The organism is Stenotrophomonas sp. SPM (assembly GCF_003105135.1).
Taxonomy (GTDB): Bacteria; Pseudomonadota; Gammaproteobacteria; order Xanthomonadales; family Xanthomonadaceae; genus Stenotrophomonas.
Genome location: NZ_QETL01000093.1, coordinates 1 through 15,699 on the forward strand (window position 1 = coordinate 1; position 15,699 = coordinate 15,699).

13 protein-coding genes are annotated in these 15,699 nt (G+C 68.7%); 9 read left to right on the forward strand and 4 right to left on the reverse strand.

Annotated elements, in window-relative coordinates; genetic code table 11:
- The first annotated feature begins 210 nt into the window (after positions 1 to 210).
- The 3 genes from DCO49_RS15935 (at position 211) to DCO49_RS15945 (ending at position 4,126) form a co-directional block, all read left to right on the forward strand.
- Positions 211 to 1,320 carry a toxic anion resistance protein gene (locus tag DCO49_RS15935; protein ID WP_116864864.1) on the forward strand — a complete coding sequence of 370 codons (1,110 nt, stop codon included), beginning with the start codon at positions 211 to 213 and terminating at the stop codon, positions 1,318 to 1,320.
- A gap of 259 nt (positions 1,321 to 1,579) precedes the next feature.
- Positions 1,580 to 2,224 (forward strand): hypothetical protein, encoded by a 645-nt coding sequence (locus DCO49_RS15940; protein ID WP_116864876.1) that lies wholly within the window; start codon positions 1,580 to 1,582, stop codon positions 2,222 to 2,224.
- A gap of 48 nt (positions 2,225 to 2,272) precedes the next feature.
- On the forward strand, positions 2,273 to 4,126 hold the full coding sequence (locus tag DCO49_RS15945; protein WP_116864865.1) for a peptidoglycan-binding protein: 1,854 nt from the start codon (positions 2,273 to 2,275) through the stop codon (positions 4,124 to 4,126).
- 77 nt (positions 4,127 to 4,203) lie between these two features.
- Here DCO49_RS15945 and DCO49_RS15950 read toward each other — a convergent pair whose 3' ends face one another.
- The gene (locus DCO49_RS15950; RefSeq protein ID WP_116864866.1) at positions 4,204 to 5,088 is read right to left on the reverse strand and encodes a LysR family transcriptional regulator; all 885 of its coding nucleotides are present in this window, start codon (positions 5,086 to 5,088) and stop codon (positions 4,204 to 4,206) included.
- A 97-nt stretch (positions 5,089 to 5,185) separates the two neighbouring features.
- On the opposite strand from DCO49_RS15950, the gene trpB reads away from it, so the two are divergent.
- The 5 genes from trpB to glmM all read left to right on the forward strand — a co-directional run bounded on the left by trpB (position 5,186) and on the right by glmM (position 10,366).
- The gene (gene trpB / locus DCO49_RS15955; RefSeq protein ID WP_116864867.1) at positions 5,186 to 6,403 is read left to right on the forward strand and encodes a tryptophan synthase subunit beta; all 1,218 of its coding nucleotides are present in this window, start codon (positions 5,186 to 5,188) and stop codon (positions 6,401 to 6,403) included.
- Positions 6,400 to 7,089, forward strand: a complete 690-nt coding sequence (locus DCO49_RS15960) for a hypothetical protein (RefSeq protein WP_116864868.1) — start codon at positions 6,400 to 6,402, stop codon at positions 7,087 to 7,089. Before trpB ends, DCO49_RS15960 begins: the two co-directional genes overlap by 4 nt.
- 1 nt (position 7,090) lies before the next feature.
- Entirely contained in the window at positions 7,091 to 7,900 is an 810-nt protein-coding gene (gene trpA / locus DCO49_RS15965) for a tryptophan synthase subunit alpha (RefSeq protein WP_116864869.1), read from the forward strand.
- A 226-nt stretch (positions 7,901 to 8,126) separates the two neighbouring features.
- Positions 8,127 to 9,002 (forward strand): acetyl-CoA carboxylase, carboxyltransferase subunit beta, encoded by an 876-nt coding sequence (accD, locus tag DCO49_RS15970; protein ID WP_116864870.1) that lies wholly within the window; start codon positions 8,127 to 8,129, stop codon positions 9,000 to 9,002.
- Complete coding sequence (gene glmM, locus DCO49_RS15975) at positions 9,002 to 10,366, forward strand: phosphoglucosamine mutase (protein ID WP_116864871.1); 1,365 nt, start codon at positions 9,002 to 9,004, stop codon at positions 10,364 to 10,366. Before accD ends, glmM begins: the two co-directional genes overlap by 1 nt.
- A gap of 87 nt (positions 10,367 to 10,453) precedes the next feature.
- On the opposite strand, the gene DCO49_RS15980 is transcribed toward glmM, so the two are convergent.
- Genes DCO49_RS15980 through DCO49_RS15990 form a run of 3 tightly spaced genes read right to left on the reverse strand, consistent with a single transcriptional unit; the run spans position 10,454 to position 14,352 of the window.
- Positions 10,454 to 11,311 (reverse strand): polysaccharide deacetylase family protein, encoded by an 858-nt coding sequence (locus DCO49_RS15980; RefSeq protein WP_116864872.1) that lies wholly within the window; start codon positions 11,309 to 11,311, stop codon positions 10,454 to 10,456.
- Complete coding sequence (locus tag DCO49_RS15985; protein ID WP_116864873.1) at positions 11,304 to 12,449, reverse strand: glycosyltransferase family 4 protein; 1,146 nt, start codon at positions 12,447 to 12,449, stop codon at positions 11,304 to 11,306. Before DCO49_RS15985 ends, DCO49_RS15980 begins: the two co-directional genes overlap by 8 nt.
- Positions 12,450 to 12,468: 19 nt before the next feature.
- Positions 12,469 to 14,352 carry a sulfatase-like hydrolase/transferase gene (locus DCO49_RS15990; protein ID WP_116864874.1) on the reverse strand — a complete coding sequence of 628 codons (1,884 nt, stop codon included), beginning with the start codon at positions 14,350 to 14,352 and terminating at the stop codon, positions 12,469 to 12,471.
- A 208-nt stretch (positions 14,353 to 14,560) separates the two neighbouring features.
- Here DCO49_RS15990 and DCO49_RS15995 point away from each other — a divergent pair, with 208 nt between their 5' ends.
- Entirely contained in the window at positions 14,561 to 15,496 is a 936-nt protein-coding gene (locus DCO49_RS15995) for a 2-oxoglutarate and iron-dependent oxygenase domain-containing protein (RefSeq protein WP_116864875.1), read from the forward strand.
- The last annotated feature ends 203 nt before the right edge of the window (positions 15,497 to 15,699 follow it).

A 15,699-nucleotide genomic window follows, 5' to 3' on the forward strand; every position in this document is an offset into this window, starting at 1 on the left:
GCTGCTGCAGCGGTTCGCCCGCATCCATGATGTCCTGCTGCCGGCCTGGCGGCAGGCCGCACTGGCCGCGCAGGCCGCCACCGGCGCGGTCCGCGCCGGGCAGGCGGCCGCGCTGCACGCACAGATCGATGACGAGGTCGCGGCGGCTCAGGCTAGACTGCGCTGAGTCGCCCACCGCTGCCGCTAACCCACCTGCAAGGAGACTGCCCGATGACCCAGGACAGCCAGCAACCCGGCACCCTCGTGCCGACCCCGGCCACCCCTTCCGCACTGGACGAGGGCGCGCTGCAGGCCCTGGGCCTGGTCCGCGAGGATCTTCCCCGCATCGCCGAGATCCGCCAGGAACTGGACGACCTGCGGCCGGGCAACCTGCAGGTGTTCGGCCGCGAAGCCGCGTCGCGCACCGCCGCGTTTTCCAGCCAGCTGCTGGACCAGGTGCGCAACCGTGACCTCGATGCCAGCGGCGACAAGCTCGGCGAAGTAGTGCGCATCGCGCGCAGCCTGAAATTGGATGGCTTCGCCCAGCGTTCCAAGGTGCCGGTCATCGGCAGCCTGATCGACCGCCTGCGCGTGTCCAAGGGCGAGCTGGTGCAGAAATTCAGTGATACCAATGCGCAGATCGAGCAGCTGCTGGGCGACGTCGGCGTGCAGCAGGCGCTGATGGGCAAGCGCGTGGGCGAGTTCGACCGCATGCACGAGATCGTGCGCGAGGAGCGCCACGCGCTGGGCCTGCATGCCGCCGCCGGCAAGCAGCGCCTGGCCGAACTGCAGGCCGAGCAGCTGGCGGGGCAGGGCAGTGACGACCCGCAGCAGCGCATCCGCCAGAGCGAGGTCGACAATGCGATCCGTCTGATCGAGAAGCGCGTGTCCGACCTGCAGTTGATGCAGCATGCCGCCGACCAGTCGCTGCCGATGATCCGCCTGATCCAGGCCAATGCGCTGCAGCTGATCGAGAAATTCAACACGGTGCGCGAGATCACCATCCCGTCGTGGAAGCGCCAGTTCGCCATCCAGCTGTCGCTGGGTGAGCAGAAGGCGGCGGTCGAACTGTCCACCGCCATCGACGATGCCACCAACGAGATGATGCGCCGCAATGCCGATCTGCTGCGCCAGGCCTCGGTGGATACCGCGCGCAGCAACCAGCGCGGCGTGGTCGACGTCGCCACGCTGCGCCACGTGCACGACCAGCTGATCGCCACGGTCGAGGAAGTGCGCAGCATCCATCGCGAGGGCATGCAGCAGCGGCAGCAGGCCGAAGTTGAACTGTCGCGCCTGCGCGAGGACCTGCAGCAACGGCTGGCCGCACCCACCGCGCCCTGATCGACACGGCGACGTCTTACCCCGAGTGAAGGCGAGGTGATTGCTGAATGTGACGGATGTCTTGGTTTGGCGCGCTTCTGAATCCGTCAGCGCCGAGTCGACATAGGCACAACATCTGATCAACCACAATGCGCCCAGCCGGACCATGGCTGGGCGCTTTGCTGTGCGCGCCCGCCGTCGATGGAATCCTGCTGGTACGTTCAATCTTTTCAACGAGGACGCAACGGATATGCCCCATTTCTCTTCCCGCCGCATGCGCATGACGGGTCTCGCGATCCTTCCGGGCCTGCTGCTTGCCCTGGGCGCCTGTGCGGCAGGTGATTCATCGAGCCCGGCCGCTGCACCGGCTGCCAGCGCACCGGCTGCCACGGCCGGTCCCGCCCCGGCGGCGGCGCCGACCGCTGCGGCCGGTGACGGTCTGGCAGCACTGATCCAATCCAGCGGCGTGACGTGCACCGACGCCAGCGCGGGCCGTGGCTGCACGGCCGGCGATGTCGACAGCGGTGATTTCTACGATGTGGAACTGTCGCCGGGCTGTGGCGACCATGGCTTCTTCGCCGGCGTCGCTGATGCCAAGGGCGCCGAAACCCTGGATACCGTGCCGACTACGGGCAGCAAGGCCAAGGCTACCGCGCGCCTGTCGAAGGGGCAGCTGGTGTGCGTGCAGGGCATCGGCCGCGCGGGGCAGAACCCGATGTTCTATTACGTCGTGGCCGTTCCCGCGGCGACGGTCGACAAGTGCAAGGGCAACGCCTTGTGTGACACCTACGGCGACCGTCCGATCAGTGGCCTGGCCAGCAGTGGCGAAGCCTGCCACGCGGCAGCGCCGGGGCAGTATGCCGGCAACTGCGCACGCGGCTGGGTCAGCGCCGACGTGCTCGACGTGTTTTCCAACGGAATGTAAGCACCGCCAACGCAGCGGCCCAATCAACCATTGGCAAAGGAACAGCTCATGTCGGACCCCAAGGTCACCCGCCTGGTCAGCAGCGTCGGCACGACGCGTACGCTGGAAATGGATGATGGCAGCATCATCGAACGCTCCGGCGGCAGCGTCTCATGGCGCAACAACAATCCAGGCAATCTCAAGTTCGAGTTCGCGGGCAGCGCGGACAAGACCGTCACCAATACCCGTACCCGCGAACAGGCGCTGGAATCCGCGCAGGGGCGCTATGCCGGCGTCGTCGGCCTGGACCAGTGGGGCAATGCGGTATTCGAAAGCTATGAAGCAGGACGGGTAGCGAAGATCCAGCTGCTCGAACGCCGGTTTGGCGACAAGACCGTCGAGGAAATGCTGCCCAGCTATTCCAAGGCCGATTACAGCGGCGGCACCCATCACAGGGAACAGGCCGCCGCCATCTATGCCGAGGGTGATCGCAACGGTGTCGATCTGCGCTCAAAGAAGGTCGGCGAGATGAGCGTGCGCGAGCGTGAAGTCCTGGCCGATGGAATCCGCCGTTTCGAAGGCTGGAACCCCGGCGAGGTCACGACGCAGCAGGCGCCGACGCGCACCCAGGCGGCGGCACCCGTGCAGACCCAGGCGGCGTCACAGGCTCCGGCCGCCACTGCGACGGCACCTGCCGCGGCCGCAACTGCTACCGGCAGTGCCGCCGTCTACAACGAGGCCTACCAGCACTTCATGGCGTCGGGCCGGCAGTACGAGTACGGCCGGCCGGATCACCCGCGCCCGGGTCGCGACAGCAGCCGGCTGGAGCGCGACCTCGATGGTGACGGGCGCCTTGGCGTGGATTGTTCCGCCTTCGTCTGGCGCGGCCTGAAAAACGCCGGCTATGACGTGCGCGGCGAGAACGCTGCGGCCTTCACCACGTCCATGCTGTTCAACGGCGCCAACACCACGGCGTACGCACGCGAGCACTTCGACGTGACGTCGGCGGCCGAGGCGCGCAAGCCGAACGGCTCGTTGAAGCAGGGCGACATCCTGATGTTCTCTTCGTCGCAGGGCCAGCACGTCGGCATCTTCAAGGGCTACGACGCGCAGGGTAACATCCAGTTCATCGGTTCACAGGGCAGCACAGGTCCGGCCGAAGTGACCATCCGCCCGGGCGGCTACTGGGATGGCGGCAGCACGCGGATCGTCGGCGCACTGACACCGAAGCCCGAATTCCAGGTGCGCGCGCCGTTGCATGGCGGTGCCGAGCCTGCACCCGCGCGCACGGCCGCACAGCCGGCACCCGCGGCGGCAGCACCGGCGGCATCGGCCGATCTGCTCAAGCACGGCCAGCGCGGCACCGATGTGCAGGCGCTGCAGCACAGCCTCAACCAGCTGGGTGTGCGCGATGGCAACGGCAATCGCCTGGCCGAGGACGGCCGCTTCGGCGATCACACCCGCGAAGCGGTGATCGCCTTCCAGAAGCAGCAAGGCCTCGCCGCCGACGGCATCGTCGGACGCCATACGCGCACCGCGCTGGCGGCCGAACAGACCCCGCGCCATGAGGCACCGGCCGTGGCAGCGAAGGAGCCATCGCTCAACGATGCCTCGCACCCGGACAACCCGCTGCACAATGCGGTCCGCGGCAAGCTGCCCAGCATGATCTCCGAGGACGCCGCGGCCCACATCACCCAGCAGGCCAAGCAGAACGGCATCGACTCGCCGGAAAAACTGCAGAGCATCACCCTGCAGGACGGAAAGGCCTTCGTGATGGGGACGACGCCGGGCTTCCGCGCGGCGGTGGACCTGAATCAGCCGCCGCCGTCGCTGGAACAGACCAGTGCGAAGCTGTTGGACGACCAGCCGCGTCAGCAGCAGGTGCAGGACGAGCAGCAGAAGATCGCGGTCGGCGCACGCTGAGCAAACGCCATCCTTGGTCCCGCCCCGTAGAGTCGAGCTTGCTCGACTGGAACAAAGGCAGTCGAGCAAACTCGACTCTACAGTTGCGCCATCGCCCAGTCGGCCAGCGCATTTGCGCGCGGGTCGGCCGGGCCATCCGGCCGCGCCAGCACCCAGAAACCGCCGGTCGCAGCGAAGCCCCACGGCGCGATCAGCCGCCCGGCGGCGAGGTCCTCGGCCACCAGCGGCTCCGGCGCGATGGCCGGCCCCAGTCCGGCAACGGCCGCTTCCAGCAGGTAGTACAGGTGTTCGAAGCCGGTGCCCATCTGCAACCGCGCCGGGTCCAGCCCGTGCGCCTGCGCCCATGCCGGCCACGCCTGCGGGCGCGAGCTGGTGTGCAGCAGCGTCTCCTGCAGCAGCGCGTCGGGCGGTACATGGCGCAGGCGCTGCGCGGCAGGATGCGAGGGCGCCACCACCCCGCCCACCCGTTCCGGTGCCAGTTCGCGCACCTGCCAGCCCCGCGGCCACGGCCCCTGCGCCAGCAGCAGCACCGCATCCAGCGCCGCCTGCGCCTCGGTGAAGGCGCCATCCAGCGCCGACCATTGCAGGTTCACCCCCGGCAGGGCCGCCTGCAATGCGGGCAGCCGGGGAATCATCCAGCGCGCCAGCACGCTGCCGCTGCAGCCCAGCACCAGCGCCGGAGAACGGGCCGGCTGGCCCAGTTCGCGCACGCAGGCCTCGATGCCGGCGAAGGCCTCGCCGCAGGCCGCGTGCAGGCGCTGCCCGGCCACGGTCAGGCGCAGCCCGCGGCCTGCACGCTGGAACAGCGGCAGTCCCAGATGGTCCTCCAGCAGCTTCAGCTGCCGGCTCACCGCACCGTGGGTCACGTGCAGGGCCTGCGCGGCGCGGCCCACGCCCCCCAGGCGGGCGGTGGCCTCGAAGGCGCGCAGGGCGTTGAGCGGTGGCAGCAGGGAAGTGCTCATGTGAGATTTCCTGACGATATTCGCCAGATAATATCGATATTCCGGTCAGGATCCGTGCGCTAGAGTATCCACCTGTCTCGAACCAGCGGTCGCTTCCATGTCTGCCTCCCCCATTGCCGACTACCATGCCTTCCCGGACGCCCAGGGCCACTTCGGCCGTTACGGCGGCAGTTTCGTCGCCGAAACCCTGGTCGGCCCGCTGCAGGAACTGGCCGAGGCCTACGACCAGGCCCGCCAGGACCCGGCGTTCCAGCTGGCCTACGACAAGGACCTGGCCCATTACGTTGGCCGGCCGAGCCCGATCTATCACGCCCAGCGCCTCAGCGATCACGTCGGCGGTGCGCAGATCCTGCTCAAGCGCGAGGACCTGAACCACACCGGCGCGCACAAGATCAACAACACCATCGGCCAGGCCCTGCTGGCCGCGCGGATGGGCAAGAAGCGCATCATCGCCGAGACCGGCGCCGGCCAGCACGGCGTGGCCAGTGCCACCGTCGCCGCGCGCCTGGGCCTGGAATGCGTGGTCTACATGGGCGCCACCGACATCGAGCGGCAGAAGATCAACGTCTACCGCATGAAGCTGCTGGGCGCGACGGTGGTGCCGGTCACCTCCGGCTCGGCCACCCTGAAGGACGCGCTCAACGAAGCGATGCGCGACTGGGTGACCAACGTGCAGGACACCTTCTACATCATCGGCACCGTGGCGGGCCCGGACCCGTACCCGCGCATGGTGCGTGACTTCAACGCCATCGTCGGCCGCGAAGCGCGCGAGCAGATGCTGGCCGAGTACGGCCGCCTGCCCGATGCGATCACCGCCTGCGTCGGCGGTGGCAGCAACGCCATCGGCCTGTTCCATGCCTTCCTCAACGATCGCGAGGTCGAGATCTTCGGCGCCGAAGCGGCCGGCGACGGCATCCACACCGGTCGCCACGCCGCCTCGATTGCCGCTGGCCGGCCCGGCGTGCTGCACGGCAACCGCACCTACGTGCTGTGCGATGACGATGGCCAGATCATCGAGACCCACTCGGTGTCGGCCGGCCTGGACTACCCCGGCGTCGGCCCGGAACACGCCTTCCTGTCCGACAGCGGCCGTGCCACCTACCTCGGCATCACCGATGAGGAGGCGCTGCAGGCCTTCCACCTGCTGGCGCATGTCGAGGGCATCCTGCCGGCGCTGGAATCCAGCCACGCGCTGGCCCAGGCCATCAAGCTGGCCCGTGAGCGCCCGCGCGACCAGATCGTGCTGTGCAACCTGTCCGGCCGTGGCGACAAGGACGTGCACACCATCGCCGCGCGCGAAGGCCTGGTGCTGTGAACTACGTGCTGCGCCACGGTGGCGCGCTGGTACTGGCGGTCGGTCTGGGCGGCTGCACGCCACCCGATCCGCCGGTGCTGGCACCTGCGCCGGCGTCGCCCGCAGCGATCGCTCCGGCACGCCAGCTGGCCAGCAATGATGATGACGCCGCGCATCGCCCGATCGAGGATGCGCCGGCGGCCACCCGCGCCGACAGCGCCGAGGACGAAACCGCCCCGGCAGTCGTGTCGGTGGCGCTGGACCATGCCGGCGACGTGTTGATCGGCCAGCCCTTCAGCGAGCTGGAGGGGGAGGCGCAGTGGCACTCGGCCGGGCTGGGCGAGGCCACGGCCGGGCGTTGTGAGTATTACGAGCGCGGCACGCTGCCCGAAGGCGTGGCGATGATGGTGCAGGACGGCGACGTGGTGCGCTTCGACCTGGCCCCCATCGACGATTCGGGCCAGGTGGTGGTGCAGCCCGGGCCGTTCGGCCTGCGCCTTGACATGCCGCATGCGCAGGCCCTGCAGCTGCTGCCACGGGGCGCCCTCGCGCGTCCTTATGGCGAAGATGCCGAGGCTGGCGAGACCCTGCTCTGGCAGGATCCCGGTTCCGACCTGGCGATCCGCGTGGAGATCGTCGACGGCACCGTTTCCCGAATGTACTGGGGCGCCAGCGGCGCCGTTGACCTGATCGAAGGATGTACCTGACATGTCCGTATCCCGACTCGATGCCTGTTTCCAGCGCCTGCGCGAGCAGCAGCGCAAGGCGCTGATCCCCTTCATCACCGCTGGCGACCCGTCGCTGGAGGCCACCGTGCCGGTCATGCATGCGCTGGTCGAGGCCGGTGCCGATGTGATCGAACTGGGCGTGCCGTTCTCCGATCCAATGGCCGATGGCCCGACCATCCAGCGCAGTTCCGAGCGCGCGCTGGGCCGCGGTGCCGGCAGCCGTTACGTGCTGCAGGCGGTGGCGGAGTTCCGGCAGCGTGATGCGCAGACTCCGGTGGTGCTGATGGGCTACCTCAACCCGGTGGAGATCCACGGCTACGCGGCCTTCGCCGAGGCTGCGGTGGGCGCCGGCGTGGACGGCGTGCTGCTGGTGGACCTGCCGCCGGAAGAAGCCGGTGAAGCCCAGCAGGCCTTCGATGCGGCTGGCCTGGCGCTGGTCCTGCTGGCCTCGCCGACCACCAGCGAAGCACGCGCCGGCAAGCTGCTCGCGCTGGCCCGCGGTTACCTCTACTACGTCAGCTTCGCCGGCGTCACCGGTGCCTCCGAGCGCCTGGACAGCGATGCCGCCAGCGCACGGCTGCAGGCCCTGCGTGCACGCGCCAGCGTGCCGGTGGTGGCCGGCTTCGGCATCAAGGATGCGGCCAGTGCCGCGGCCATGGCCCGCCAGGCCGATGGCGTGGTGGTCGGCAGCGCCCTGGTGGCGGCGCTGGCCGATGCCGGTTCGGCCGAGGAGGCTGCCCAGCGTGCCGGTTCCTTCCTGGCCCCGCTGCGGCAGGCGCTGGACGCCTGACCCACGCGTGCGCCAAGGGTTGCCGGCCAGCGGCCAGTACTACCTCCGACGCGTTGGACGCCTTGAAGGTAGCGCCGGGCCATGCCTGGCGACGCTAAACGTACGTCCCAGCATGGTTTTTTCCTGCCGGCCCGTTCCCCGCAAGGGGTGCACGGGCGGGCGCAGCAGAGCTAGACTGTCCGCCTTTGCGGCCCTCGGGCCGCCCTGAACGGAAGTGTCCTCCCGCATGAGTTGGCTCAGCAAGTTGATGCCGTCTGGCATCCGCACCGACAACACCCCCAGCAAGAAGCGCAGCGTCCCCGAGGGCCTGTGGGAAAAGTGCAGCAGCTGCGGCAGCGCGCTGTACCGCCCCGAGCTGGAAGAGAACCTGGAGGTCTGCCCGAAGTGCGGTCACCACATGGCGATCCGCGCCCGCGCGCGCCTGGCGGCCCTCTTCGACGCCGACAGCACCACCGAGATCGGTGCCCGCCTGGGCCCGACCGACCTGCTGAAGTTCAAGGACCAGAAGAAGTACAGCGAGCGCATCAAGATCGCGCAGAAGAACACCGGTGAGTACGACGCGCTGATCGCGATGCGTGGTCTGCTCAAGGGTCGTCCGCTGGTCGCCTCGTCCTTCGATTTCGCCTTCATGGGCGGCTCGATGGGTTCGGTGGTCGGTGAGCGCTTCGCGCTGGCCGCTGAAACCGCCGTCGAGATCGGTGCACCCTACGTGTGCTTCTCCGCCAGTGGCGGCGCGCGCATGCAGGAAGGCCTGTTCTCGCTGATGCAGATGGCCAAGACCTCGGCCGCGCTGGGCAAGCTGCGCGAAGCCGGCCTGCCGTACATCTCGGTGCTGACCCATCCGACCACCGGTGGCGTGTCGGCCTCGTTCGCCATGCTGGGTGACATCAACATCGCCGAGCCGCAGGCGCTGATCGGCTTCGCCGGCCCGCGCGTGATCGAGCAGACCGTGCGCGAGAAGCTGCCTGAAGGCTTCCAGCGCTCCGAGTTCCTGCTGGAACACGGTGCCATCGACCAGATCTGTGACCGCCGTGAAATGCGTAACCGCCTGTCCGACCTGCTGGCCATGCTCGGCCGCCAGCCGGCGCCGGAGGTGGCGTGATGTCGGGCCGCAGGTACTTCGGTACTGACGGCATCCGCGGCCGCGTCGGGCAGAGCCCGATCTCGGCCGACTTCGTGCTGCGCCTGGGCAATGCGCTGGGCCGCGTGCTGGTCGAACAGCGCGGCCCCGGTGGCCGCCGCCCGATCGTGGTGATCGGCAAGGACACGCGTATTTCCGGCTACATGTTCGAAGCCGCACTGGAAGCCGGCCTGGTGGCCGCCGGTGCCGACGTGCAGCTGCTGGGGCCGATGCCGACCCCGGCGGTGGCCTTCCTCACCCGCACCCTGGGCGTGGATGCCGGCGTCGTCATCAGTGCCTCGCACAACCCGCACTACGACAACGGCATCAAGTTCTTCTCCGCCCAGGGCGAGAAGCTCGACGATGCCACCGAACTGGCGCTGGAAGCCGCGCTGGACTTGCCGTTCGTGACGGCCGAATCGGAAAAGCTGGGCAAGGCCGCGCGTGCGCGCGAAGCGGTCGGCCGCTACATCGAATTCTGCAAGGCCAGCGTGCCGCGCACTTTCGACCTGCGTGGCGTGCGCCTGGTGCTCGACTGCGCCCACGGTGCCACCTACCAGATCGCACCGCTGCTGTTCCGTGAGCTGGGTGCCGAAGTGATCGGCATCGGTGCCGAGCCCAACGGCGTCAACATCAATGATGGCGTGGGCTCGACCCACATCGACAACCTGGCCGCCAAGGTGCGCGAGACCGGTGCCGACCTCGGCATCGCCTTCGACGGCGACGGCGACCGCGTGCTGATGGCCGACGACCAGGGCAACCCGGTCGACGGCGACGACCTGCTCTACATCCTGGCCCGTGCGTGGCAGGCCGACGGCCGCCTGCGCGGCCCGGTGGTCGGCACGCTGATGAGCAACTACGGCCTGGAAAAGGCCCTGGGCGAACTGCAGATCCCGTTCGTGCGCAGCAACGTGGGCGATCGCTATGTCCACCAAGCGCTGATCGAAGGCGGCGGCGTGCTCGGTGGCGAAGCCTCCGGCCACCTGCTGTGCCTGGACCGGGCAACCACCGGCGATGGCATCGTCAGCGCCCTGCAGGTGCTGGTGGCACTGCGCCGCACGGGCCAGAGCCTGCGGCAGGCGCTGCAGCCGCTGGCCAAGGTGCCGCAGAAGACCGTCAATGTGCGCCTGGGCGATGTCTCGGCCAAGGCCACGGTGCAGGCCGACAGCGTGCAGTCGGCGCTGGCTGACGCACAGCAGGCCGTGGCCGGCCGCGGCCGCGCGTTCCTGCGTCCGTCCGGCACCGAGCCGGTGGTGCGCGTCACTGTCGAGGCCGACGAAGCCACGCTGATGCAGGACACGCTGGATCGCCTGTCCGCTGCAGTGAAGTCGGCAGCCTCTGCCTGAGCCACCTGCCGCAGGTCCAGACTGAAAACGCCCCGGGAGACCGGGGCGTTTTTTGTTCCGCAGCGATGGGGTGACGGCCTGGGCCGCTCAGGGCCCCGGCACCATCTTCTTCTGGCGCGCCTTGAAGCCGTTGAAGAACGGCGCGATCAGCGGGTTGTAGCTCTGCGCGATGCGCTTGCGCAGCCAGTTGGCCGGACGGTTGCGGATCGCAAAGCGGTAGATGCGTTCCGGATCGCCACCGACCACGTTGCGGCCGAACGGGTGGGTGGTGTGCAGGTAACGGAAGCCGTGCTCACGCGCGACCTCGACGTGGTCCTGGTCGAAATCGCCGTAGGGCCAGCACAGCGTGTCGGACACTTCGCCCAGCTTCTCCTGCAGCACCTCCCTCGAGATCGCCAGGTCCTGGCTGATGCCGGCCCGGCGCTGTGCGCGGTCCAGGTCGTCGCGGCGCAGCCAGCGGGTGTGCGTGTGGGTGTGGCAGTGCACTTCGAACGTGCCCGCCTCGATCGCCGCGCGTGCTTCGCTCCAGCGCATCATCACGTCGTCGCTGCGGTCGTTCTCGAAGATCGCCGCTTCGCAGCCACGGTGGTCCGGCGTCGCAGGCAGCGTCGCACCGGCGACACCCGCATGCGGGCGCACCTCGCCTTCGCCCATCCAGCCGGTCACCACGAACACCACCGCGTGCATGCCGTACTTCTGCAGGATCGGGTGCGCGTACACCCAGTTGTCGAGGTAGCCATCATCGAAGGTGATGACGATGGACCGGCGCGGCACCGGCTTGCCGGCCAGGAAGCCGGCGTACTGGTCCAGGGTCAGCGAGGTCCAGCCGTTGTTGGCCAGCCACGCGATCTGGCTTTCGAAATTTTCCGGCGAGACGGTGATCATCCCCGGCGAGGGGCTGACGTGATGGTGCATCAGCACCGGAACGGTTCGCGCATCAGCCATGTCCCAGCTCCTTCAGCCACTGGTGGTAGTAGTGTTCGGTGGTTTCGCCATGCCCGGCGGGGCTGAAATCGTGCGCAGTGCGCATCCAGTCCCAGCCGGCGCGGCCCATCATCTGCCGGCGCTGCGGATCATCCACCAGCAGGCGCAGGGCGGCGGTCAACGCGCCATTGTCGCCCAATCGGGTGAGGATGGCATTGCTGCCTTCGGCCACCATTTCCGGCACGCCGCCGACCCGCGTGGCGACGATCGGCACCGCCACGTAGGCGGCCTCGAGGAAGACCGTGCCGGCCGCCTCCTTGTGCGAGGCGAGGGCGAAGATGTCGAAGCCGGTCATCAGCCGGCAGGCGTTGTCGCGGTAGCCGAGCAGGTGCACCTGCTGCTGCAGGCCATGTTCCTCGCGCATCTCCAGCAGGCGCTGCATGACGGCCTCGCCGTTGCCGACCACCACCAGGTGCAGGCGAGGGTTGGCCTTGCACAGCGGCGCGATCGCACGCAGCAGGTCGGCATGGCCCTTCGGTTCGCGCAGCACCGCCACGCAGCCGACCACGATGTCCTCGTCGCTGAAGCCGAGCTCGGCGCGGACCTCGGCGCGGACGTCCTGCAGGCATTGCCACGGGTCTTCCTTGCTGATGTCGGTCCAGCGCGGCGGTACCGCGATGGGCGGCACGATGCCGATGGTGTCGCTGGCGATGCCACGCTCGGCCAACAGCTGTTTCACGAAGCGGCTCACGGTGATCACCCGGTGCGGCAACCCGGTATAGGTCAGCAGCGAGTTGACCGGACTCATCAGGTGGCGTGAGCGCACCACCAGCGGCGTTCGGCCCAGGCGTGCACCGGCGGCGGCAATCAGCGTGTCGCGGCGGCTGGTGGTGTTGACCACGTCGTAGCGCTCGCGGCGCACAAGCCGCGACACCGACCAGATGCCGCGCATCAGCCGCGCCATGCCGCCCATGCGCAGGGTGTGCACGGTGAAGCCATCATCACGGGCCAGCGTGGCCAGCCGCGCGTCGGGCTGGCACAGCAGCGCGACCTCGTGGCCGCGCGCACGCATCACCTGCATGTGGCGAAGGATGTAGATCTCCTGGCCCCCCATTCCTTTGGCGGCTTCGGTGTGGAGAATGCGCAGCGGGCGGTTCATCGCGAATCAGTCCTGTAATTCAACGGTTGCGGAAGCGGGTAAGGGCATCCCACGCGGTACGCAGGCTGGCCGGGTCGGGCGCCTGCTGCGGAAGAGGCAGGTAGTCCTGGTCCAGTGCGGTCGCGTTGCCGAATTTGTCGAACACGTAGATCGCGTCGCCGTGGCGGACCGCGCGCTGCGACCAGCTCTCCACCACCAGCGAGCGCGGGCCCTGCGGCACGGCCAAAAGGTCCTGGCCGGTGCTGAAATCGCCCAGCGCGTTCTCGCAGCCCAGGGCATGCCGCATCAGCGTCGGCACCCAGTCCTCGTGGGAACTGGTGCGCGCGTCGTGGCCGCTGCCTTCGCCCGGCCAGTGCAGCACGAACGGCACCTGCAGCTGGTGGTTGGAGAAGTTGCCGTTGTGGCCCCAGTAGTTGAGCTTGAGGTCGTTGAATTCCTCGGCGTGGTCACCGGTGACCAGCACGATGGTGTCCTGCTCCAGGCCCTGCGCACGCAGCTGGTCGAGCAGCTCGCCAACCAGGCTGTCGGCGTAGTGCACGGCGGTGTGGTAGCGGTTGAGCTCCGGCGTCGGGTCATGGTCCGGGCCGAGTTTGAGGAAGTCGATGTCAGCCGCCATCGGCGTGGCTACCGGCGGGTAGCCGGCCGGCACGTGGTACGGCGCGTGTGTGGAATCGAGGAACACGAAGCCGAACCACGGGCGCTGCCCGGCCTGGCTCTGTTCGATGTCCTTCTGCAGCGATGCGACGATGGCGCGGTCGCGCCCGGCCGAATCCAGTTCCGGCGGGCCCTGGTGCAGCAGCCCGCGCACCGCGGCGAAAGCAGTGCGGTCGAATTCCGGGCTGTACAGTGGTGCGCTGCCATAGAGGTGCAGGTCGTAGCCCTGCTGCTGCAGCACCTTGAACAGCTGCGAGCCGCGCTGCTCATCCAGCATGCTCGGCCAGTAGCCACCGGGCAGCCCGTAGAGCAGGCCGAACAGGCCGTAACGCGTCGCGTTGCCGGTGCTGAAATGGTGGTCGTAGACGCGCGCCGAGTCCGCCAGCGCCGCGGTGTGTGGCATGTACTGCGGGGTCAGTGCGTCGTGCCGCAGCGATTCCAGCACCACCATCAGCACGTTGGGCCGGCGATGGCTCTGGCAGCGCAGCGGCTGCAGCGGGTACTGCAGCTGGGCGTGGCGCGGGTCGGGCAGGCCGGCCTGCTGCTGGCTGTGCACGCCGAGCCGACGCATGAAGCTTTTGGCGGTGATCGGCTGCGCCCAGGGCAGGTAGTTCCACTGGCCGATCACGGCGCGCTCGCCGAGCGCATCGTAGTAGGCGGTGGCGACCTGGCCGCCGCCCATCAGCAGGGCGATGGCGGTCCAGGCCTGCAGCACGCGGCGGCGGTGCGGTGCGGGCGACAGCAGCTTCCAGCAGGCCCAGGCCAGCAGCGCCTGCGCGGCGAAGATGGCCGCCACCAGGCCGCCCGCCTGCAGCCAGGTCTTCCACGACAGGCTGACCTGGTCGTGCAGCGCGCCGCCAAACACCATGTTGGCGACCATCGCATTGAGGTGGAACCGGTACAGGGCGAACACCTTGGCGTCGACCAGCAGCAGGCACAGCCACAGGCCCTGCACCGTAATGGCTGAAAGCGTCAATGTGCGCGCGCTGCGCGGCCACAGGCCGATCGCCAGCGGCAGCGCGCCGGCCAGCGCGCCCAGGGCAAGCAGGTGGCCGGGCAGGGCGACCGCCAGGTAGGCCAGGCCGAGGCCGCCGCCGGGGTTGTCGCCCAGCGGCACGTTGCCCAGCGTGATCAGCAGGGCCAGCGCTGCGTTGGCAGCGACGAACAACGACCACCACGCCAGCCGGCGCCAGCGGCGGTCAGGTGCGGAAAGCGAGGCAGGGGCGGAATCAGGCGAGGCGGCGGACATGGGGCAGGAGCGGGCGGGCAGGGGGCGGGCAGGGGGCAGGGGACGTGCTGCATGGGCGCCCCAAGGGGCCGCCTGCTCGCGCGGGTGGCGCATTGTATCGGTTTGTTTCATTGTATCGATGGCGTACTTCGGCCGATCTGTCACAATGTTCATGCTGGCCGGCAGACAGCTGCCGGCCCTTTGACCCAACGACAAGCCAGGAACCGCTGTGAGCCAGATCCCGACCCTCGACATCACCCGTTTTGACAGCGACCGCGACGCCTTCGTGGCCGAGCTGGGCGCGGCCTACCGCCAATGGGGATTCGCGGGCATCCGCAACCACGGCATCCCGCAGGCCGACATCGACGCGGCCTACGACGTGTTCAAGGCCTTCTTCGCCCTGCCGGACGAGGTCAAGCGCCAGTACCACGTGGCCGGCAGCGGCGGCGCCCGCGGCTACACCCCGTTCGGCGTGGAAACCGCCAAGGGCTCCAAGCACTTCGACCTGAAGGAGTTCTGGCACATCGGCCGCGAGATCGCCGACGACTCCAGGTATCGTGACGTGATGGCGCCGAACCTGTGGCCGAGCGAAGTCGAGGGCTTCCGTGAGCGCGGCTACGGCCTGTACCAGGCGCTGGACAATCTGGGCTCGCGCGTCCTGTCGGCGCTGGCCCTGCACATCGGCCTGCCGGAAGACTTCTTCGCCGACAAGACCAACTTCGGCAACTCGATCCTGCGTCCGATCCACTACCCGCCGATCACGACCGACGACATCCCGAACGTGCGTGCCGGTGCGCATGGAGACATCAACTTCATCACCCTGCTGGTCGGCGCCAGCGCCGCGGGCTTGGAAGTGCAGTCTCATGATGGCAAGTGGGTGCCGTTCACCTCTGATGCCGACACCATCGTTGTCAACATCGGCGACATGCTGCAGCGCCTGACCAACCACGTGTACCCGTCGACCATCCACCGCGTGGTCAATCCCCCGGGTGAGCTGGCCCGCCAGCCGCGCTACTCGGTGCCGTTCTTCCTGCACCCGAACCCGGATTTCCTGATCGACGTGCTGCCCTCGTGCATCACCCCGGAAAACCCGAGCCGGTACCCGGAGCCGATCACCGCCCACGGGTTCCTCGAGGAACGCCTGCGCGAGATCAAGCTGAAGTAATGAGAAGGCCGCCGAAAGGCGGCTTTTTCATTACGGGTAGCGCCGGGCCGTGCCCGGCGAGCGCAGCGGAGGGTGTTCGGTGGTGTCTGGCAGGGCTGCCGCCCTGCACCTGCAGAGGCCAAAGCCAAAGCCAAAGCGGCTCTGGGTTACTGCTGGTTGGGCGGGGCGGTGTGGGTCGGCAGGACGCGCCGTAACCCCCCCTC